Source organism: Pseudoalteromonas sp. XMcav11-Q (assembly GCF_040104525.1).
Taxonomy (GTDB): domain Bacteria; phylum Pseudomonadota; class Gammaproteobacteria; order Enterobacterales; family Alteromonadaceae; genus Pseudoalteromonas.
Genome location: NZ_JBECOX010000017.1, coordinates 40,306 through 60,024 on the forward strand (window position 1 = coordinate 40,306; position 19,719 = coordinate 60,024).

Annotated in this window: 21 protein-coding genes; 13 read left to right on the forward strand and 8 right to left on the reverse strand. The window is 42.6% G+C overall.

What is annotated here, in order from left to right:
- The first annotated feature begins 81 nt into the window (after positions 1-81).
- Positions 82-399, forward strand: a complete 318-nt coding sequence (gene glpE / locus ABMY45_RS20800; RefSeq protein WP_010374619.1) for a thiosulfate sulfurtransferase GlpE — start codon at positions 82-84, stop codon at positions 397-399.
- The gene (gene glpG, locus ABMY45_RS20805; protein WP_349289454.1) at positions 396-1,223 is read left to right on the forward strand and encodes a rhomboid family intramembrane serine protease GlpG; all 828 of its coding nucleotides are present in this window, start codon (positions 396-398) and stop codon (positions 1,221-1,223) included. Before glpE ends, glpG begins: the two co-directional genes overlap by 4 nt.
- A 53-nt stretch (positions 1,224-1,276) precedes the next feature.
- Here the strand turns inward: glpG and ABMY45_RS20810 are convergent, their stop codons facing one another.
- Positions 1,277-1,672, reverse strand: coding sequence for a flagellar basal body-associated protein FliL (locus tag ABMY45_RS20810; protein ID WP_010607624.1), 396 nt, complete (start codon positions 1,670-1,672; stop codon positions 1,277-1,279).
- Between the two features lie 157 nt (positions 1,673-1,829).
- Here ABMY45_RS20810 and ABMY45_RS20815 point away from each other — a divergent pair, with 157 nt between their 5' ends.
- Together ABMY45_RS20815 and ubiA are read left to right on the forward strand one after the other, a co-directional pair.
- A complete protein-coding gene (locus tag ABMY45_RS20815) occupies positions 1,830-2,357 on the forward strand; it encodes a chorismate lyase (RefSeq protein WP_227386861.1) in 528 nt (175 codons plus the stop codon).
- Positions 2,350-3,213 carry a 4-hydroxybenzoate octaprenyltransferase gene (ubiA, locus tag ABMY45_RS20820; RefSeq protein ID WP_227386862.1) on the forward strand — a complete coding sequence of 288 codons (864 nt, stop codon included), beginning with the start codon at positions 2,350-2,352 and terminating at the stop codon, positions 3,211-3,213. Before ABMY45_RS20815 ends, ubiA begins: the two co-directional genes overlap by 8 nt.
- An 80-nt stretch (positions 3,214-3,293) precedes the next feature.
- Here ubiA and ABMY45_RS20825 read toward each other — a convergent pair whose 3' ends face one another.
- The 3 genes from ABMY45_RS20825 to ABMY45_RS20835 all read right to left on the reverse strand — a co-directional run bounded on the left by ABMY45_RS20825 (position 3,294) and on the right by ABMY45_RS20835 (position 6,285).
- Positions 3,294-4,196, reverse strand: a complete 903-nt coding sequence (locus ABMY45_RS20825) for a LysR family transcriptional regulator (protein ID WP_010607627.1) — start codon at positions 4,194-4,196, stop codon at positions 3,294-3,296.
- 108 nt (positions 4,197-4,304) lie between these two features.
- Positions 4,305-5,828 (reverse strand): DUF3369 domain-containing protein, encoded by a 1,524-nt coding sequence (locus tag ABMY45_RS20830; protein WP_010607628.1) that lies wholly within the window; start codon positions 5,826-5,828, stop codon positions 4,305-4,307.
- 58 nt (positions 5,829-5,886) lie between these two features.
- Positions 5,887-6,285 (reverse strand): DUF2721 domain-containing protein, encoded by a 399-nt coding sequence (locus tag ABMY45_RS20835; protein WP_010374626.1) that lies wholly within the window; start codon positions 6,283-6,285, stop codon positions 5,887-5,889.
- A gap of 109 nt (positions 6,286-6,394) precedes the next feature.
- Here ABMY45_RS20835 and ABMY45_RS20840 point away from each other — a divergent pair, with 109 nt between their 5' ends.
- The 3 genes from ABMY45_RS20840 to tsaD are packed head-to-tail and all read left to right on the forward strand — an operon-like array spanning position 6,395 to position 8,382.
- Positions 6,395-6,742 (forward strand): DUF2007 domain-containing protein, encoded by a 348-nt coding sequence (locus ABMY45_RS20840; protein ID WP_010607629.1) that lies wholly within the window; start codon positions 6,395-6,397, stop codon positions 6,740-6,742.
- A complete protein-coding gene (locus ABMY45_RS20845; RefSeq protein WP_010607630.1) occupies positions 6,726-7,319 on the forward strand; it encodes a YjaG family protein in 594 nt (197 codons plus the stop codon). Before ABMY45_RS20840 ends, ABMY45_RS20845 begins: the two co-directional genes overlap by 17 nt.
- Positions 7,320-7,368: 49 nt before the next feature.
- Positions 7,369-8,382, forward strand: a complete 1,014-nt coding sequence (gene tsaD, locus ABMY45_RS20850; RefSeq protein ID WP_010607631.1) for a tRNA (adenosine(37)-N6)-threonylcarbamoyltransferase complex transferase subunit TsaD — start codon at positions 7,369-7,371, stop codon at positions 8,380-8,382.
- A gap of 261 nt (positions 8,383-8,643) precedes the next feature.
- Here tsaD and plsY read toward each other — a convergent pair whose 3' ends face one another.
- Positions 8,644-9,234 carry a glycerol-3-phosphate 1-O-acyltransferase PlsY gene (plsY, locus tag ABMY45_RS20855; RefSeq protein WP_029215929.1) on the reverse strand — a complete coding sequence of 197 codons (591 nt, stop codon included), beginning with the start codon at positions 9,232-9,234 and terminating at the stop codon, positions 8,644-8,646.
- A 124-nt stretch (positions 9,235-9,358) separates the two neighbouring features.
- Between plsY and folB the strand changes: the two genes are divergently transcribed.
- The 3 genes from folB to ABMY45_RS20870 are packed head-to-tail and all read left to right on the forward strand — an operon-like array spanning position 9,359 to position 11,002.
- Entirely contained in the window at positions 9,359-9,709 is a 351-nt protein-coding gene (folB, locus tag ABMY45_RS20860; RefSeq protein ID WP_227386863.1) for a dihydroneopterin aldolase, read from the forward strand.
- Positions 9,710-9,716: 7 nt separating this feature from the next.
- Positions 9,717-10,205 (forward strand): 2-amino-4-hydroxy-6-hydroxymethyldihydropteridine diphosphokinase, encoded by a 489-nt coding sequence (folK, locus tag ABMY45_RS20865; RefSeq protein ID WP_010607634.1) that lies wholly within the window; start codon positions 9,717-9,719, stop codon positions 10,203-10,205.
- Positions 10,202-11,002: an undecaprenyl-diphosphate phosphatase gene (locus tag ABMY45_RS20870; RefSeq protein WP_227386864.1), complete on the forward strand. Its 801-nt coding sequence runs from the start codon at positions 10,202-10,204 to the stop codon at positions 11,000-11,002. Before folK ends, ABMY45_RS20870 begins: the two co-directional genes overlap by 4 nt.
- A gap of 67 nt (positions 11,003-11,069) precedes the next feature.
- Here ABMY45_RS20870 and ABMY45_RS20875 read toward each other — a convergent pair whose 3' ends face one another.
- Positions 11,070-12,026, reverse strand: a complete 957-nt coding sequence (locus ABMY45_RS20875; RefSeq protein ID WP_010374634.1) for a methylenetetrahydrofolate reductase — start codon at positions 12,024-12,026, stop codon at positions 11,070-11,072.
- A 270-nt stretch (positions 12,027-12,296) separates the two neighbouring features.
- On the opposite strand from ABMY45_RS20875, the gene ABMY45_RS20880 reads away from it, so the two are divergent.
- The gene (locus ABMY45_RS20880) at positions 12,297-15,173 is read left to right on the forward strand and encodes a pitrilysin family protein (protein ID WP_349289455.1); all 2,877 of its coding nucleotides are present in this window, start codon (positions 12,297-12,299) and stop codon (positions 15,171-15,173) included.
- A 75-nt stretch (positions 15,174-15,248) separates the two neighbouring features.
- Here the strand turns inward: ABMY45_RS20880 and ABMY45_RS20885 are convergent, their stop codons facing one another.
- Positions 15,249-15,656, reverse strand: a complete 408-nt coding sequence (locus ABMY45_RS20885; protein WP_010374636.1) for a diacylglycerol kinase — start codon at positions 15,654-15,656, stop codon at positions 15,249-15,251.
- Between the two features lie 243 nt (positions 15,657-15,899).
- Here ABMY45_RS20885 and cysE point away from each other — a divergent pair, with 243 nt between their 5' ends.
- Positions 15,900-16,721, forward strand: a complete 822-nt coding sequence (gene cysE, locus ABMY45_RS20890) for a serine O-acetyltransferase (protein WP_010607638.1) — start codon at positions 15,900-15,902, stop codon at positions 16,719-16,721.
- Between the two features lie 48 nt (positions 16,722-16,769).
- Here cysE and xseA read toward each other — a convergent pair whose 3' ends face one another.
- On the reverse strand, positions 16,770-18,107 hold the full coding sequence (gene xseA / locus ABMY45_RS20895) for an exodeoxyribonuclease VII large subunit (RefSeq protein WP_349289456.1): 1,338 nt from the start codon (positions 18,105-18,107) through the stop codon (positions 16,770-16,772).
- A 132-nt stretch (positions 18,108-18,239) separates the two neighbouring features.
- Here xseA and guaB point away from each other — a divergent pair, with 132 nt between their 5' ends.
- On the forward strand, positions 18,240-19,709 hold the full coding sequence (gene guaB / locus ABMY45_RS20900; RefSeq protein ID WP_102057463.1) for an IMP dehydrogenase: 1,470 nt from the start codon (positions 18,240-18,242) through the stop codon (positions 19,707-19,709).
- Positions 19,710-19,719 lie beyond the last annotated feature (10 nt).

Consider the following 19,719-nt stretch of genomic DNA (forward strand, 5'->3'; position numbering starts at 1 on the left):
AATGAGTAGTTATAATAGAAAGACGGCTAGGTCGATAAGGCTTAAGCCGTCTTTTATTTTTTAGTTTTAAATGGGTAACACATGTCTTTTAAACATATTTCAGTAGCAGACACACAAGCGCTTTTAGGCAATGATGATGTAGTGGTAGCAGACATCCGCGATGAAAATACTTTTGCACAAGGGCATATCCCAGGCGCTGAGCATTTATCTAACGCTAATCTTGCGCATTTTATGCAGGAAAAAGAGTTTGACCAACCTATTGTTGTGGTGTGTTATCACGGGATCTCCTCACAAGGCGCTGCTAACTACCTAGTTGAGCAAGGCTTTGAAGATGTTTACAGTATGGATGGCGGTTTTACGCAGTGGGCGAGTGAATTGCCAAACGAGATTGAAAAGTGAAGTTAATAGCCCATTATCACAATGCACGACTAGCACAAGGTGCGGTCGATTATTTTAAGACGCAAGGGGTTTATTGTGTTTTGCAAAGTCACGATGGGCAACAAGTTGAAGTTTGGCTAGAGCGTGGTGATGAAGCGCTTGCTATGCGTCTTTGGCAAACGTTTTTGGAGCAACCTGAGGCTGAACTATATCAAGCGGCTTCTTGGCAAACCGGAAGTACACAGGGGTTATTTAGCTACCAAGGCCAAAACTTAAACTTAGTAAAGCGCTTTTTGGGATTGAACTGGTTATTACAGGGCGTTTTTGGTGTCAGTATTATTATTTTTGTCGCCATGTTATTTGGTGACGCTAATGGCATCTTTTCTGCGCTACGTTTCTCCCTAGATAAACTTTGGACTTGGATAGCGCCTACACTGATACATTTTAGCGCCATACATTTGATTTTTAATTTAAGCTGGTGGTTACACCTTGGCGCGCAAATTTCAGAGAAACTAGGGCTCTGGGCGTTAGTTTGCATCTACTTTGTAACCGGCTTAACCAGTAATTTTATGCAGTACCTATTTGTTGACGCTAATTTTGGTGGACTAAGTGGCGTGGTCTACGGACTACTAGGCTTTTGCTGGATAATTGGTCATCGAAATCCTGCCGGAGCCGCTTTGGTCTCTAAGCCTGTTATTGGTTTTATGCTGCTTTGGATGCTGTTTGGATTTACGGATATGTTTTTCATCAACATGGCTAACTGGGCACATTTGTTCGGACTGCTATCAGGTATGTTGGTTGCGGTATTTTGGCCTATCAACAGGCAACTCAAAGAGAATAGCTAGTTACTTCGAACTCGGAATCTAGCGCTTCCGAGTTCTTGTATGAGTTGATTCGGTTAGTGATATAAATATTTGGTAAAAAGCACATCTCGAACAATTTCCTGCCCAGTTTCTTCTTTTAGCAATGTCTTTAGCTTTTCAGCACAGCGCTTTCTGATTTCTTCTCTGCCAGTTAATGACTTAATGGTTTCTTCGTTTTCTTTACTCAGGATCTGTACAATTGCATCTCTTAGTAAAGGTGTATGGTGCTCAACCACGGCAATATTCGCAACGTCATTCAGCATTAGGTCAACGGTGACTCGGACATAGCCAAGCTTTTTATTAGATTGGCCTATGTAGTTCGTGATGATATCTGGCTCAAACCCGAAATACCCAATAGTTGAATCCGCTTTTACAGGGGAAGCCGCGGTTAATGCAATGCACAAAGTGAGTACAACAGCCAACAGTCTCATGTTTTATCAGGTATCCTAATGCAAGTTACTTTTTACTTAGTTTATACATAATTGCGTTGATTTTACAGTTGGCTTCAGCACAAACATAAACTTTTTAGAAAGCCTCTGCTCTGCTATTATGACCGCGGATTTTTAAAACGGAAATAGAACGTTGCCTTTGCAATTACCCTTAGAGCTCCCCTGGCTGAAGAGCACACAGTTGGTGGATGTTGAGCCAGCACTTTCTTCTTATTTACTAGAGACCCAATCTCTAACCGCAAAATTGAAAGAAACTTGTGATAAATTTTCTGTGACTGTGCTTGCTAATGAGTTCAGGAGCGCTCCAGATGCGTTACGTACAGATCTTTCTGAACAGGTTTGGTGCCGAGAAGTAACGCTAAATTGTAACGGTAAAGCAGCTGTATTTGGACAAAGTTGGCTCAATGAGGACGCATGTACTGTCGGAATGGATGCAATTGGTGAGACGCCGTTAGGTGAGTTACTGTTTACTGATTCAAATTGGCAGCGCGGAACCCTTGAGTATCTTCGTTTAGCTACTTCAGACTATCCAGCGCTGATTGAGCTTATTGCACCCACCACTGGCGTCGTCCCAGAGCGTTTATTTGCCAGAAGAAGCTGGTTTAAAAACGGTAAAGCAAAGATTTTAGTTTGTGAAGTCTTTATATCGGAAAGCTTTTATGATTGAACACCAGAAATGGCAGGCTTACAGCCAACTTATGCGATTAGATAAGCCAATCGGAACTTTACTATTATTGTGGCCAACACTTTGGTCACTGTGGTTTGCAGCTGAAGGTATTCCAAGTATCTGGCTTATTGTTACTTTTGCACTTGGTGTATTTCTAATGCGAAGTGCGGGCTGTGTTATCAACGATTTCGCCGATCGCAAGGTTGATGGGGCTGTAAAGCGTACGGCGACAAGACCGCTTGCAAGGGGGGCCGTGACGAGTAAAGAAGCGCTAGGACTATTTTCTATTTTGGTAACGCTAGCTTTTATTCTGGTGCTTTTTTTAAACTGGCAGACTATTGCATTATCGTTTGGTGCACTTGTGTTGGCTTCTGTCTATCCTTTCATGAAGCGTTATACAAACTTACCTCAAATCGTACTTGGGGCTGCTTTTAGCTGGGCGATACCGATGGCCTTTATGGCAGTAAATCAGAATGTGCCAGTACTTGCTTGGGTGTTGTTTGCTGCGAATTTAATTTGGACGGTCGCTTATGACACCATGTACGCCATGGTAGATAGGGATGATGATTTGAAGATTGGGGTAAAGTCTACTGCGATTTTATTCGGAAAATGGGATCTCCACATTATTGCGTTGCTCAACATCACATTTATCGCGATGATGGCGGCAGTTGGTGTAACGTTTGATTTAAACCTCGCTTTTTGGTGTGGCTTACTCGCAGCCTCTGTGCTGCTTGTTAAGCAACAATATGCCATACGCAATAGAGATAGAGACAGATGTTTTTGGGCTTTTTTAAACAATAATTATGTTGGCTTGGCGATTTTTGTAGGGGTCATGTTGGGGTTTTTACCGCTCTAAAGCCGGTTATTAAAAACGGGCAAGTAATACAGATTATTTGCCCGTTTTTTTGCAACTAATAAGTTACTGTTTTTTTGCAACTAATAAGTTACTGTTTTTTTGCTAGATGAAGATGCTGCATCTTCGATTAGCTCAAGCAAGTGATTTATATGTGCATTTGAACCAATTTGATGATTGGTTTGTACAATCAATTGCTCTCTATCCAATGCCTTATTGGTTTTTAAGAAAACTAAGTTAGGATCTTGTGCGATGGTTTTGGAATGCTCAATGCTAGCAATTGCGAAACTGTTGCTATTCTTTAAGCCATCAATTACTTGCTCAATATTACCAATTTTAACGCTGGTTGATTTGTTTAGCGAATCAACGGCTTCATTAAGCATACCTTGAACTTGCTTTGATTGGGAAAAGCACCCATACATAGGATATTGCGTTAATTCAGCTTTTCTAATGCTGTCTTGGTTTGCTAGAGGGTGGTTTCTAGAAACAAACAAAACTAGCTGATCGGGTAGGTGAATATCGCTCACTATGCTATTTGCGCTTTGTAAATATACGCTAATATCAATTTCACCAAGTTGCAGCTTGCGAGTAAGCTCCAACTCATCTTGTAACTGCATCTCGATTTTTACATTAGGATACTGAGCTAAAAACTGACCGCAAGAAACTGGCACAATGCTACTTGCTTGTGTTGTATAACCAATAATTAACTTCTGGTTATCGCGACCAAACAAACTTTGCTTGATGGTTTTCTTGGTTAGGTCGAGTTCTGATAGCGTCGTTTTACAATACTTTAAGAACAGTTCACCTTGCTCAGTTAATTTTACTGAACGCGTTGAACGTTTAACGAGTTCACAACCTATTTCATCTTCAAGGGTTTGGATGCTTCGGGTAAGCGCTGAAGTACTGATCTGGGTTTGTTCTGCGGCTTGTCTAAAATGTCTTAAATTACCTAATGCTACGAACTGCTCGAGTTGTTCAAATCTCATGTGAAATTCCTTTTAATTTCAACTAAAACACATTTACTACGTCTTTTCCCAATAGTAATACACAAAACGAGAAAAAGAAAGTGAAGTTTTTACATTCTGATTACAAAGTTAGTCAGGATACCTGTCACGTATCTCAATAAATTGTTCCAGATTATTTAGAAAAAGGTCAACTAATTTGGGGTCAAATTGTTTTCCTCTTTCTTTATTGAGTAATTCAATTATCTTTTCCAGCGGCCAAGCGGGCTTATAACAACGCTCGCTGCCCAGTGCATCAAAGACATCCGCCAGTGCTGTGATCCTCCCGACAATGTTTATTTGCTCAGCTTTCAAGCCGTTTGGATACCCAGAGCCATCCCACTTTTCGTGATGTTGATGCGCAATTAACGCACCACATTGCAGAATCTCATTTGTTGAATTTTTTAAGATTTCAAACCCTTGCTGTGCGTGAGTTTGCATAATTATCCATTCTTCATCAGTGAGTTTTCCGGGTTTATTCAGGATTTGATCTGGAATACTGATTTTGCCAATATCATGGAGCGGAGAGGCGAGTTTGATGATTTCTGCATGGTAGTGAGAAAGTCCATAAAGCTGGGCTAAAAGCATACTATAATGTGCCACGCGTTTTACGTGGGAGCCTGTTTCTTTCGAGCGTTTTTCGACGGCTTCACCCAAAATATAAGAAAGCTCTTTTTGAGAGTCTTTGACGGTTTCACGCAACTTTAAGTTGTCGTAGGCTAGCGCTATATTGTTTGCAAAAAATTCAAGTAGCTGGAAATCCATGCTATGAAGATCGCTATCCTTACTCACATAAATCATCGTTTCACTGCCTTCTCGGGAAGGGAAGTAGCCGATATATTCATTGCGGGTCTTCATAGATGATTTTTTGTTGTGCGTTTCTATAAATAAATTTTGTACATTCTCTGGCAAAGTTACATTACTTGGCTCTACGCCTGCACCAGAGGCTGCTAGTAACTTAAATTTTGTGGGCTCATTAGCTTGATGATTTACTGCTGCTGCACAGTATATTTCCGAATCTGATAATCCCATTACAGCGGATACATGGGATAATATAGTTGATGCAAAATCCTGAATATTGCTACACTTTAAAAAATTCGAAGATGCATCAATAATGCGTTCGAGTCCCATTTTGTGCTTTTCGATGGTTTGAATATCCCGGTGAGCGCGTAAAGCAGAATAGAGCAGCGTTTTTAACTTGACGGCAGTGAGCTCGGTTTTGTTCTTATAGTCATTAATATCGTAATCGCGAATAACCGATTCTTCCGGTGCTTCACCTGGCTGCCCTGTGCGCAGCACAAGGCGAATATCAAAGTTTTCTAAGTCATCACGGATATATCGCACTAAATCAAGCCCTGCATGATTACTTTCCATCACGACATCAATAAGGCCTACAGAAATATTCTGCTCCGTGTCCAAGATGACTTTTGCTTCTTGTGCTGAGTAGGCATGATGAAATCTCAATGCTTTATTCTCAAACTTAAAGCCGGACAACACCAGCTTAGTCACTTGGTGAATGTCTTCTTCATCGTCTACAACCAGAATATCCCAGTAGGTATCGGCCATTTGATTTATTGGGCTTTCTAGCACTTCATCTGAGAACAAAAATCCGCTCACAGATTGCTCCTCTTTTTATGCTGACTCAACGTTAGTATAGTCGGCAGTAACAAGGCCGCTAATCTTGTTGAGGTTTTTTCTCGATATTTTGCAATTCTAGTTCGATTGCATCGCAAGAAATGTGGATTTCATAAAGAGAAAGTAGCAATGATAAGGTTAGGCTACAGAGACTCGCACCAAATAATGTTACGCCAAGTAAGGATATTTCAAGGAACAAGGCAAACATTGAAGACGTACAAAGTAAAAACGCAATTACGCCCCATACTTGCATTCGTCTGATTAATCTAATTCGTTTCCTTAAGTTTTCGATTTGCGCTTTAACCAAGGATCTTATGGTGTCGCCTTCTCGAGCGTTTAATTCACGGATCAATTGTGCGAGTACCAAAAAGCGATTGGTGTAAGCGAGCAGTAATAAAGAAATTGCTGGGAATAATAGGCCCGGTGTTGTTAGAGTCATAGTCGTATTTTAATGGAATAGCTTGATGTTTAAGTGTGATGATAATGAATGATTTTATCAAGAAACAAATGAGCACATTGAGTGCTAATTCAATAGTGAAGATAATGCAATGAGTGAACAATCTTTTCATTGGGTGCAATTGTGCGCTATCAGCGGCTTTGTTGAAGCGCATTTACTCAAAGGTCAACTAGAACAAGCGAATATTCAGGTTCGCTTACAAGGTGAGCATTTGTCAGGTGCTATTGGTGAAATTCCAGCAGAGCAAGCTGCCATCAAGCTCTTTGTTTATGCAATAAAGTTACCCGAGGCTCAGGAAATATTGGTAAACTATAACAAATCACGTCATCGCAGTGCCGCCGAGCTGTCGGATTGGCTATGTAACCACTGTGCAGAATTAAATGGACCAGCGTTTGAATATTGCTGGCAATGTGGAAATAAGCATGAGCAAAGCAAATAACTTTCAAAGAATTAGAGAGTTAAATTATCTTCAAAAGGCAGTCTTAGGTGCTGCTATTATTGAGCGTATGTTGCCAAATTATTCATTATTTAGTGAGGCTACGGGTTTTGGCGACGAGCAAGTTCTCAGAAATGCGCTGAATTTAATCTGGGAGAAAATATTACTGCCAAAGAGCAAAATTAGCTTAGAAAAGCTGGTTGAAAAGGTTGAACCAAATGTACCTGAGCTCAGTGAGTTCGATATGTTTGGTACCTATCCCGCAATCGATGTAGCGACAGCGCTGTTAGGCATGTTGCAAGGCCTAATGACAAAAGATGAACATGAGTTTGTAAGCGTTGCCAAAATTTCTCAGGCAACGGTAGCTAAATACATCGAGTTTATGTTGATGGCGGAAGATATATCTCCAACGAATGAGTTAGTGCGTGAACACCCGCAGATGCAGTATGAAATTGAGATCCTCGCTGAGCTTATCGAACACGTGGAAAATATGGGGCGTATTAGCAGCGACTCGGTGAAGTCGCTAAAGGCCTTGGCACTAGCTGACGGCCAAACAAATATTGGTTTGGAACTTGAGTAGCTGATTTCGTATAATCAGCGGCTGCAGTAAAGAGTTTGGAGAAAGTAACTTGCGTATTTTGGGTATAGAATCCTCATGTGATGAGACGGGTATTGCTATTTATGATGATGAGCAAGGGCTGTTGGCACATCAATTATATTCTCAGGTAAAAGTACACGCCGATTATGGTGGGGTAGTGCCTGAACTTGCTTCTCGTGATCATGTACGCAAAACGATCCCTCTTATTGAAGCTGCTTTCGCGCAAGCGGGTTGCGGTCCTGAAGACCTTGATGGCATTGCTTATACCGCAGGGCCAGGTTTGGTCGGTGCTTTGTTAGTTGGCACCTCAATTGGTCGCTCGTTAGCATTTGGTTGGGGGATCCCAGCCGTTGCCGTACATCATATGGAAGGCCATTTGCTTGCCCCTATGCTTGAAGACGATAAACCAGAGTTCCCATTCGTCGCGCTGCTAGTCTCTGGTGGTCATACCATGATGGTCAAAGTCTCAGGTATCGGTGAGTATGAGGTACTTGGTGAGTCAGTGGATGATGCCGCTGGTGAAGCATTTGATAAAACTGCCAAGCTACTCGGCCTTGATTATCCTGGCGGCCCAATGCTTGCGAAAATGGCGACACAGGGTCAAGCAGGGCGATTTACTTTTCCAAAACCGATGACAGACAGACCCGGTCTGGATTTTAGTTTCAGTGGATTAAAAACCGCAGCGGCAAACACGATTCGTAATGAAGGCGATGATGAGCAAACGAAAGCAGATATCGCTCATGCCTTTCAAACTGCGGTCGTAGAAACACTAGCGATTAAGTGCAAGCGGGCACTGAAAGAAACAGGCATTAAAAGCCTGGTGATTGCAGGTGGCGTCAGCGCCAATACAGAGCTTAGGCAAAAGCTTGAGCGCATGATGCTTGGTATGAAAGGGCGAGTTTATTATCCGCGCACTGAATTTTGTACAGACAATGGGGCGATGATAGCTTATGCAGGAATGCAGCGCCTAAAAGCAGGTCAACATGCGCCACTTGATATGAAAACTAAGCCACGTTGGCCGCTGGATAGTCTAGAAAAAGTCTAGGGTCTGTTGATCTTTGCTGTTTGATTTTTGTTCTCCTGAGTGTGTTTTGGTCGCGACGCTCGACTTGCCGCCTAGTAATCTAGGCAAAAGTTGAGCAACAATGAACAAAGCGCACTCAGGTGAACCCAAAGGGCAGCGCTTGATTAGCATTTCTACTGTGTTCTCGCCTGACTCACATAGAATAACTATGCTACGCAGGCTCTGCCTTGTACAAATACCAATCAAACTGCTGCAAAAACAAACTTGAAAGGTAAACAGGCCCTAGTCTTTAGACTTTTTCCCCACCTTGGGCTCTTTACCACTCAAGAGCCTTTTAATATTTGCCCTATGACGAATAATAATCACCACAGTTAAAAAGCTTACCGGCACCGTATAAAGCGGTTTTATCCACCATGTGTAAAGTGGAGCTGCTGCGACTGCGACAATCGCTGCGAGTGAAGAATAGCGTGTTAGCGCTAGCACCACGAGCCACGTACTAATCAATAGCCCACCCAATGACAAGCCGATGGGTAATAGCGCACCAAATGCCGTTGCTACCGCTTTACCACCGTTAAAGTGGAAGAAAATAGGATAAATGTGACCAAGGCATGCGCTTACGGCTATTGCACCTAACCACACAGGTTCTATTTTCAGAAAGTAGGCTCCCCACACCGGGATGGTTCCCTTTAAAATATCGAAGACGAGCACCAGCGCAGCTGGGATCTTTCCTCCCAATCTTAATACATTGGTTGCGCCTGGATTATTAGAACCATTAAAGCGTGGATCTGGTAGATTGAATAACCGACAAACCAGAATCGCTGAGGAAATCGATCCCAATAAATAAGCACATACGCACATTAAACTGATTAACACTGTCTTCCTTATTTTTTATTGCGTTGTTTTGGGCTATGATCGGCGGTCTTAAGTCCTGCACAGATCGCGAATTGCGATTAGAAAATGCGGGTGAATTACAGCGATAAACATGTTTGGAGTTTACATGGATAAAGTCTATATCTCACAGCTACACGTCGAAGCCATAATAGGAGTGTACGACTTTGAAAAAGAAAGTAAACAAAGCCTTTACTTTGATGTTGAGATGTTGACCGATATTAGCGCTGCCGCTCGCCATGACGATATTAGTTTGGCGGTTGATTATGCCAAAGTGAGTGAGCGTATTATTGCGTATACCCAAGCAAAACCAGTAGAGCTATTAGAAACGTTAGTTGAACAGCTTGCCGCAATGATCCTAAATGAATTTAATGTACAACAAGTGCTTATAAAAGTGAGTAAACCTGCTGCCGTGCCACAAGCACAAACGGTTGGTGTAGAAATTGTGCGTAAGAAGTAGAATTATCATGGCACAAATTTTTATCAGTCTCGGCTCAAACATAGAAAAAGAAAAAAATTTGCTGAGTGGCTTGAGGGTATTGATAAAACACTTTCCGGATTTTCAACATTCGAGTGTGTTTGAGAGTGAAGCCGTCGGATTTGCAGGAAATAACTTTTATAATTCGGTCTTTGCTGCACAAACACAGCTGTCTTTAGACGAAGTATATAAACTGCTCAAGTCGATAGAATACGATCATGGTCGTCGCTGTAGTGAAAAGAAGTTTAGTCCACGCACGTTAGATCTCGATATTCTCTTTTATGACCACCTTATTTGTTCATCACCCGCTCAGTTGCCTCGGGATGAAATAACCAAAAATGCCTTCGTGCTTCAGCCATTAGCTGAACTAGCTCCTGATTTTATCCATCCTGTTGAGGGTAAAAGCATTGCTCAGTTATGGCAGGAGTATCACAACCCAACTCAAAAATTATGGAAAGTGGAGTTTCCCAAGCAATGAGCTTTATTGAGATTGTCGTCCTTGCAATTATTCAAGGTCTCACTGAATTTTTACCTATTTCGAGTTCTGCCCACTTACTGCTACCTTCACAGGTACTAGGTTGGCAAGATCAGGGTCTTGCCTTTGATGTTGCTGTTCATGTTGGTACTTTGCTGGCTGTCGTTATTTATTTTCGACAAGACATTGTCAGCCTACTGGCAGGATGGTTCAAATCATTCTCAGGTACGCACTCGAAAGAAAGCCGGCTGACTTGGTGTATTGTGGTTGCCACTATTCCATTCGTGATCTTAGCTCCACTGCTTAAGGATATCGTAGAAGTTTATTTACGTAGTGCTTGGGTGATTGCAACATCGACGATAGTATTTGGTTTACTGCTTTGGTATGCCGACGTGAAAGCGAGACAAATCAAAGACGAATTTGCCTTAAACTGGAAAAGCGCATTGATACTGGGGCTTGCGCAAATTACCGCTGTTATTCCCGGCACATCGCGTTCAGGTATTACCATCACCGCAGGTTTATTACTCGGGCTTGATAAGAAAAGTGCGGCGCGCTTTTCGTTTTTAATGTCTATTCCAATCATTTCGATGATGGGATTGTATTACAGTTTAGAGCTTGCTACCGGCGATGAAGTGGTTGATTGGAATGCGTTATTAAGTGGTGCAGCACTGTCGTTTATCTCAGCTTATGCCTGTATCTTCTTTTTCCTGAAAATCATAGAGCGCATGGGCATGATGCCATTTGTCATTTACCGATTGTTACTAGGGGTGGGATTAATCGCTTTCTTGAGCCTAAGTTAATCTGGGCTTTGGATAATTCAGCAAGGTTAACAGAAAAGCCAGCTTGATGAAGCTGGCTTAGACTGCATTAAGCAATTTGCTTTTCCGCAAGGCATAATTCCATGGTCGCCTTCAACAGTCGATAAAGGTTTATAGATGCATCTATTTCTTCTTTACGGTTTGTTAAGCTCTCAATATTTAAGCCAAGAGAAATATCTAGATGTGAGCAGCTTTTTAAGATTTGATCTAGATTTTCTCTACAAATACGAATTGACTCACTTAGTGTATTGTCTGCATCTAACATGCGCCATTTGGTTGCTTCTGGTACTGAAATCCCCAGCCACTCCATAAACTGCAAGGTTTTTTCTCCACCACATGGAGTAAAGGTAAGAATAATGCGTTTTGGTGTTTGCCCTTGCTGTTTACAGGTGCGAGCATAGCTCGTAATAAGATCTATGGTTGCTTGAGCGTCATACACTGCTTGGGAAACAAAGAATTGGCAGCCTTGCTCTGTTTTATCAATTAACCTTTCGTGTTCATTACGCTTACTGGCGTGGCGCTCTGCGATAGTTACACCACCTAAGAAAAAGTCATCTTGATGATGCTTCAATACCTTATAGGCTTCAGAAAGCGGCAACTTAATATCGCCTTGTGAAGACGGACTGCCCACTAATACTAGATTGTTTAACCCATATTGCTGTTTTGTGCTGCTTAACCAATCGCCAAAAGCTTCACTATCGCGCTGTGCCACACTTTTATACGTAATTACATCAAGGTGTGATAATTCGCGGATCAACTGACTATATTCACACGGATCAACGGTGTGCTTAAAAGGAAATGGACGTGGTACTTGAGTACGGCTGCTTTCATCTTGAATGTCATAGATGATCACGCCGTCGTATTCAATCTCATGTAAACGGCCCAAAAGCTTAGCGGCAATTGATTTTAGCTGCTCTGGGTCGGTGCCAATCTTAGGTGGTGTGGTACCAATTAAATATACCCCTTGGTTAGGGTCAATGATTTTCTCTTGAAGCGTTAAAGCCATAATCCTCATTCCACAAAAGCATTTCTGTATCTCTTTACTAATATAGCAGCCATTTAGACGTCTAGATAGATTTTTTTAATGAAAGAATTTCAATAATTATGAATTTATCTCAAGTGCTCAAACCAAAATTTCATATTTGTTTACACATTAGGATGGTAAATCACCTTGGAAATTAGCGAATTAGTATGGCTTTGGGGCATAATCTGGAGGTTTACTAACGTAAGTGAACACGACTTACTTAGAATAAAAAATATGATTAGGACCAAATTCATGAAATTCAAATTACTAGCAACCAGCTTTGCCGTAAGCTTAGCGCTTAGTGGCTGCGCAGCGACGAATTCAGACCAAGCCCAACAGTCAGCTGAAAGTACTCAAGCTGCCCAATCCAATAAAGTATTCGCCCAAGATTATGTTTTGGAAGAGCTAGAAAATGGCCTTCGCGTCATGGTAGTTAAAACTAACTATCCTGATGTGGTATCGCTACAGATCCCGGTTTCTGTTGGTTCGCGTAATGAAGTCGAAGCGGGTAAAACCGGCTTCGCTCACTTCTTTGAGCATATGATGTTCAAAGGCTCAGAAAAGTATCCACAAGACGTTTATTCAGACATTCTAAAAAATTCAGGTGTTGATAATCGCGCCTACACCACCAATGACTACACGAACTATCACCTAAATTTCTCGAAGCAGCATTTAGATAAAGTATTAGAAATCGAAGCGGATATCTTTCAGAACCTGACTTACAGTGAAGAACAGTTTCGTACTGAAGCACTAACCGTGAAAGGTGAATACCTTAAAAATAATGCCAGCCCAGTTCGAAAACTGCTTTCTGCGGTAAGAAAAGAAGCATTTGATAAACATACCTATAAACACACAACGATGGGCTTTTTTGAAGACATCGAAGCAATGCCAGATCAAATGGCCTATGGTAAAACCTTCTTTGAACGTTTTTACAAGCCAGAATACGTATCGCTTGTCATTGTGGGTGACGTAGATCCAAAAGAAACCATGGCTATGGTGAAAAAGCACTGGGGTAATTGGAAAAAGGGTGATTATCAAGCTGATATTCCAGTTGAGCCTAAACAAGAGAAAGCACGTTACGTCCATGAAAAATATGATGGCTTACCAGGTCACTGGTTGCTTGTTTCATATAAAGGCACTGCATGGGAGCCGAAGAAAAAAGATCGAGCTGCGCTTGATTTGATCTCGCAGTTATACTTCTCTCAAAACTCTGAGTTATATCAAGAGCTGGTGGTAGACAAACAGCTTGCAAGCCAAATGTTTACCTACAACCCTGAAACCAAAGACCCTGGTCTTCTGCATGTTTTCGTTAAAGTTGAAGATGAAAAAGATCTGGCGACAGTGCGTGATGCAATCAATAACACTTACGCAAAAGCACGCACAGAGCTGGTAGATGAAAATAAACTTGCTGCACTTAAATCAAACCTAAAGTACAGCTTTATTAACGGCCTTGACTCATCACAATCTATTGCTTCGACACTCGCAAGCTACATGCATTTTGAGCGTGACCCTGAAGTGGTGAATGCGCTTTATGCAAGTGCAGATAAAGTCACTGCGAAAGACATTCGTGATATTGCCAATAAATACTTTGTGGACAGCAGCCGCACAACGGTGACTATGTCTGCACTTGAGTCTGTGCCTGGTTTTGATAAGGAAGTTAACTTAGACAAGTTAGTAGCAAAAATGGACAAGCCAGTAACGCGTCATTTCAACGTATTAGACAAGACCAATAATTCACCGCTGGTGGATGTGAACTTTCTTTTTTACACAGGTGCTGCCGCAGATCCTGCAGGTAAAAAAGGTCTTGCTGCGCTTACTGCGGCTATGATTGCCAAAGGCGGAAGTGAGTCGCAATCATACAAAGAAATTCAAAAGGCGCTGTATCCTATTGCTGGTAGCTTCGGTTATCAAATCGATAAAGAAATGATTTCTTTACGTGGTCGTATTCATAAAGATAATGCAGATCAATGGTATGGCATTGTGAGTCAGCAGCTTTTGAGCCCAGGGTTCAGAGAAGATGATTTTAAACGTCTGAAAAAAGAGCTAATCGACGGCATTAAGGCTGGTTTGAAAGCGTCAAATGATGAAGAACTAGGTAAAGAAGTGCTTTATCACGAGCTGTACAAAGGCCACCCATACGAAAGCTATAACTTTGGTGATTTATCAGACTTAGAAGCAATCACACTGGATGACGTTAAGGTTTTTTACGCTCAGCAATTTACTCAAGCTAAACTTAACGTGGGTATCACAGGTGCACTCGATAAACAGCTAAAAGAAGCGATGTTTAACGATCTTGCGGCTTTACCTAAAGGCGAAGAAGCGCGTTTACAAGTGCCAGATGCCCCTAAACTATCTGGTCATCACGCAACCATCGTAGAAAAGAATGCAAAATCAACAGCGGTCTCTTTTGGTTTCCCAATCGACACGGTTCGTAGCAGCAAAGACTGGGCTGCGCTTTGGTTAGTGCGTTCATACTTTGGTGAGCATCGCAGTTCAAACAGCCACTTGTACCAGCGTATCCGTCAGGTACGTGGTATGAACTATGGTGATTATGCATACATCGAATACTTCCCTCGTGGTATGTTCCAAACTAAGCCGGATGCAAACTTAGGTCGTAGTGAGCAAATTTTCCAAGTGTGGTTACGCCCACTTCGTTCTAATAACGACGCCCATTTTGCAACGCGTACTGCATTGTTTGAACTCGATAAGCTGATCAAAGAAGGGATGAGCAAAGCAGACTTTGAAGCAACACGTAACTTCTTAATCAACTTTGTGCCGCAAATGGTGGCGAGCCAAGATAGACAGCTAGGTTATGCACTTGATAGCCAGTTCTACAACACCGATGAGTTTGTTGCCTATGTGACAAAGCAGCTAGCGTCGCTGTCTGTTGAAGATATCAATCGAGTTATCAAAAAGAACTTGCAGACCGAAGATATTCACTATGTGTTTATCACTGGTGATGCAAAAGATATGGCGAAGCGCCTAAGTGCTGAGCAGCCATCTCCTATGACTTATAACACGAAAAAGCCTGATGTATTGCTGGCAGAAGATGCTGAAATTGCTACATACCCGCTAAATATTCCAAGTAAGAATATTAAAACGTTGGATGTAGAAAAAGTGTTTGAATAACGATTATTCAGCTTAATAAAAAATGGCGGCTAAAAATTTAGCCGCCATTTTTTTGTATCAAAACCACGCGTAATTTTAGGTTATGGTGTTGAACCACTCCACTGCGGCAGCTATCCAAATTAACGAGCTAATTAATAATGTCAGCGTAACGGCCGCTGATGCCATATCTTTTGCACGACCAGATAGTAAGTGATGCTCGGTACTCACTCTATCTGTCAGCGCTTCGATTGCCGAGTTGATAAGTTCTATGACCAATATCAACAGTACACTACCGACCAATAAGGCCCACTGAGCAATACTTTGCGCCAATATGATTGATAAAGGAAGACTTGCCACCAGTAACCACGTTTCTTGTCTAAATGCCGACTCTTCTTTATAAGCCGCTTTCATTCCTTTCGCCGAGCAATGCGTTGCTTTGATTATCCGCGCAAGCCCTGTGCCATTTGGTTTGTTGGTATCCGTTGTCTTGATCTTTATCGACATATTAGCGATCCCGCGTTGGTAGTATTCAATGGGGCGTTATTATACGAAGATCTACTCAGTTCGACAGTGCTAAATTGTAAGAATCTTTGGTCCAGCTGAGGGTATTTAAAACCAGGCTAAAATATGTTGGTTGGTTATTAGATATAACCAAGTGTTTGAAGCCTGATTTTTTATAATACATGACACTCAATGACTCTAAGCGTTACACTATGAGAAGTATCAGTATTATCGGAAGTTCGTCACATGAGACATGAGATTTGGAATAAGTTACGCGAAGAAGCCAATGAGTTGGTTGCTCGCGAACCATTGCTTGCTAGTCACGTTTACTCGAGTATTTTAAATCACGAGTGTCTTGGTTCTGCATTAAGCTTTATCGTTGCAAATAAGTTGGCGGATGCCGTGGTGTCAGCATTTACAATCCGCGAGTTGTTCGATCAGGCCTTTGTGCACTGCGATACTATGCTGACTCATGTTGCACATGATATAAAAGCTGTTAAAGATCGTGACCCAGCTGCCGATAGTTATCTTAACGTAATTTTGAATCTGAAAGGTTTTCATGCAATCCAAGCACATCGATTGGCATACTGCTTATGGCGTCAAGACAGAAAAGAGCTGGCTCGCTTTATACAGAGCAGAACCTCTGAAGTATTCGGTGTTGACATCCATCCTGCTTGTAAAGTCGGTCATGGTATTATGTTTGACCATGCGACTGGTATAGTCATTGGTGAAACCGCGGTTATTGAAGATAATGTTTCTATTCTGCAATCAGTCACACTTGGTGGTACGGGTAACGAGCAGGGTGACCGTCACCCGAAAATCCGCGCCGGTGTATTGATTGGTGCTGGTGCCAAAGTACTTGGCAACATTGAAGTAGGAGAGGGTGCTCGAATTGGAGCAGGTTCCGTTGTACTTAGCCCTGTAGCACCGCACACTACGGTAGTGGGGATCCCTGCTAAGGTGGTTGGTAAGCCATCATGCCCATGTCCTGCAGAGAGTATGAACCAAAACTTCCTAGAAGACGATGATAGGCTCGAAAATGAGTCTATCACTTCTGCGATGTTGTAGGTTATTAGATTAAAAATGGGGAAATCACTTCCCCATTTTTATATCCGCTTACTGGGTTGCTTTTACCATAGACACCACCTCCCCATCAGCCAGTTGCGTAATTATCGGCTTTTCTGGGTCGACATCCGCCACTGACTTAATCACTTTATCTTCCTGCTTGGCAATACTATAGCCCCGAGCTAATACCGCCAGTGGGCTGACACTGTCTAGTTTTGCGCTTGATACCGCGAGTTGATGTCTTTGTGTATTAAGCTTTTGCTCCATTGCATACTGCAACTTATCACTGAGTTGTGCGACCAATTGCTTGAACTGAGCGATCCTTTGCTCTGGATGTAATCGATCAAATCTATGTTGCAGCAAATGAAATTGCGATTGCTTTTGACGTAAGTGATAGGCTTGAGCACGAATTAATCGCTGTTCTAACTCATCAACTCGCTGTGTTTGCTGCATAAGTTGATTCTTAGGGTGTTGTATCTGCAGTCGGGCTTCAAAGTTTGCTAAACGCTGTGATGCACCTTCAAGGCGACGCTTAAAAGCCTGATTGAGATATTGTAGTAACTGCGAAGTACGCAATTTTAGCGCTTCTGAGTCTGGGCTCACTAGCTCTGCGGCCGCCGATGGGGTTGGCGCTCTGACATCTGCAACATAGTCAGAAATGGTAGTATCTATTTCGTGGCCTACTGCGCTTATCACCGGAATTGAGCTGGCAAAAATGGCCCTTGCGACGGGCTCCTCGTTAAAGCTCCATAAGTCTTCTAATGAGCCGCCACCTCTGCCAACGATCAATACGTCTACCTCGCGTCTAGCATTCGCCTGAGCGATTTGTTTGCAAATCTGCTGCTTGGCTTCATCGCCTTGCACTAGAGCTGGGTAAATTACAACTTGTAACTGTGGGGCGCGACGTTTGAGTACAGTCAAAATATCCTTGATGGCAGCGCCTGTCGCTGAAGTGACGACCCCTACGCGATTAATGACACTTGGCAAAGGCTTTTTGTGACTAGCCGAAAACAGGCCTTCTGCGGCTAGCTGCATTTTAAGGGCGTCAAACTGTTGCTTGAGCAAACCTTCACCGGCAGGGGCCATTTGTTCGACTATCAATTGATAGTCGCCTCGTGGCTCATACACTGACACTCTAGCTTGTACCATTACCTGCTGACCGTTGGCTGGGCGATGGTTACAATAACGATTATTACCTCGCCACATGGCCGCTTTTATCTGTGCTTTGTCATCTTTTAGAGAAAAATACCAATGCCCTGAGGCCGGAGCAACAAAGTTTGAAATTTCTCCGGTGAGTTGTACAGAGGCAAAACCTTGTTCTAAGAGCGCGCGTATTTCTCTGTTAAGTCTTGATACAGAATAGGTTTTGTTATTATTGGGGTATCCCATGTTGGCCTCCATAAAAAAATTCACAGTCACTTTATCACATTTTTTGCTAAATTTTATTTACTCCCATAAGGAACGCTGATAAAATTCGCACGCAATTCCTTATACTCAGTTCACTTGAGAGAAGCCGCGAACATGCTAAGAATTGCAAAAGAAGCCCTTACCTTTGACGACGTACTTTTAGTACCAGCTCATTCAACTGTTCTTCCTCACACCGCAAACCTGAAAACGCGTTTGACACGTGGGATTGAATTAAACTTACCGCTTGTTTCCGCTTCAATGGATACAGTGACAGAAGCGCGCCTAGCGATCGCTCTGGCACAAGAAGGTGGTATTGGTTTTATCCACAAAAACATGACTATCGAAGAGCAAGCTCGCAACGTGCGTAAAGTTAAGACGTATGAAGCGGGTATTATCTCTTTCCCTGTGACGGTTACTTCTGATCTTACGATTGCAGAAGCAATGGAGCTTGCACAGGACAAAGGGTTTTCAGGTTTCCCGGTTGTTGGTGCAAACAACCAACTTGAAGGCATCGTGACTAGCCGTGATATGCGTTTCGAAACTAAGCTAGAAAAAGCAGTTTCAACGGTCATGACTAAGAAAGATGACTTAGTGACAGTAAAAGAAGGTGCATCTCGTGAAGAGATCCTTGGCCTCATGCACGAACACCGTATCGAAAAAATCTTAGTGGTTGATGACGCATTTGCACTAAAAGGCATGATCACCGTTAAGGATTACCAAAAAGCGCAAGATAAACCAAACGCGTGTAAAGATGAGCAAGGCCGTCTTCGTGTTGGTGCTGCTGTTGGTGTTGGTGCTGGCACTGATGAGCGTATTGCTGCTTTGGTTGAAGCGGGTGTTGATGTACTACTAATCGATACTTCTCACGGCCATTCTCAAGGTGTTATTGACCGTGTTAAAGCGACGCGCGAAACTTATCCAGAACTACAAATCGTTGCAGGTAACGTAGCAACAGCTGAAGGCGCAATTGCATTGGCTGATGCTGGTGCAGACGCCGTTAAAGTGGGTATTGGCCCAGGTTCTATCTGTACTACTCGTATCGTTACAGGTTGTGGTGTACCACAAATTACTGCGATTTCAGATGCAGTAGAAGGCCTAAAAGGTCGTGATATTCCAGTGATTGCCGACGGCGGTATCCGTTTCTCTGGTGATATCGTAAAAGCGCTAGTTGCTGGTGCTGCATGTGTAATGGTGGGTTCAATGCTGGCGGGTACTGAAGAGTCTCCTGGTGAAGTTGAACTATACCAAGGCCGTTACTACAAGTCTTACCGTGGTATGGGTTCTCTTGGTGCGATGAACCAAAAAGAAGGTTCATCTGACCGTTACTTCCAGAAGAGTGATGCTGCTGACAAACTAGTACCTGAAGGTATTGAAGGTCGCGTAGCATACAAAGGACCGATCGCAACGATTATCCATCAGCAAATTGGTGGTATTCGCAGTGCAATGGGTTTAACTGGATGTGCAACCATCGAAGAATTAAATACTAAGCCGCAGTTTGTACGTGTGACTTCTGCGGGTATGGGTGAGTCTCACGTACATGACGTGCAGATCACCAAAGAGGCGCCTAACTACCGTATGGGTTAAGCCTCAAGGC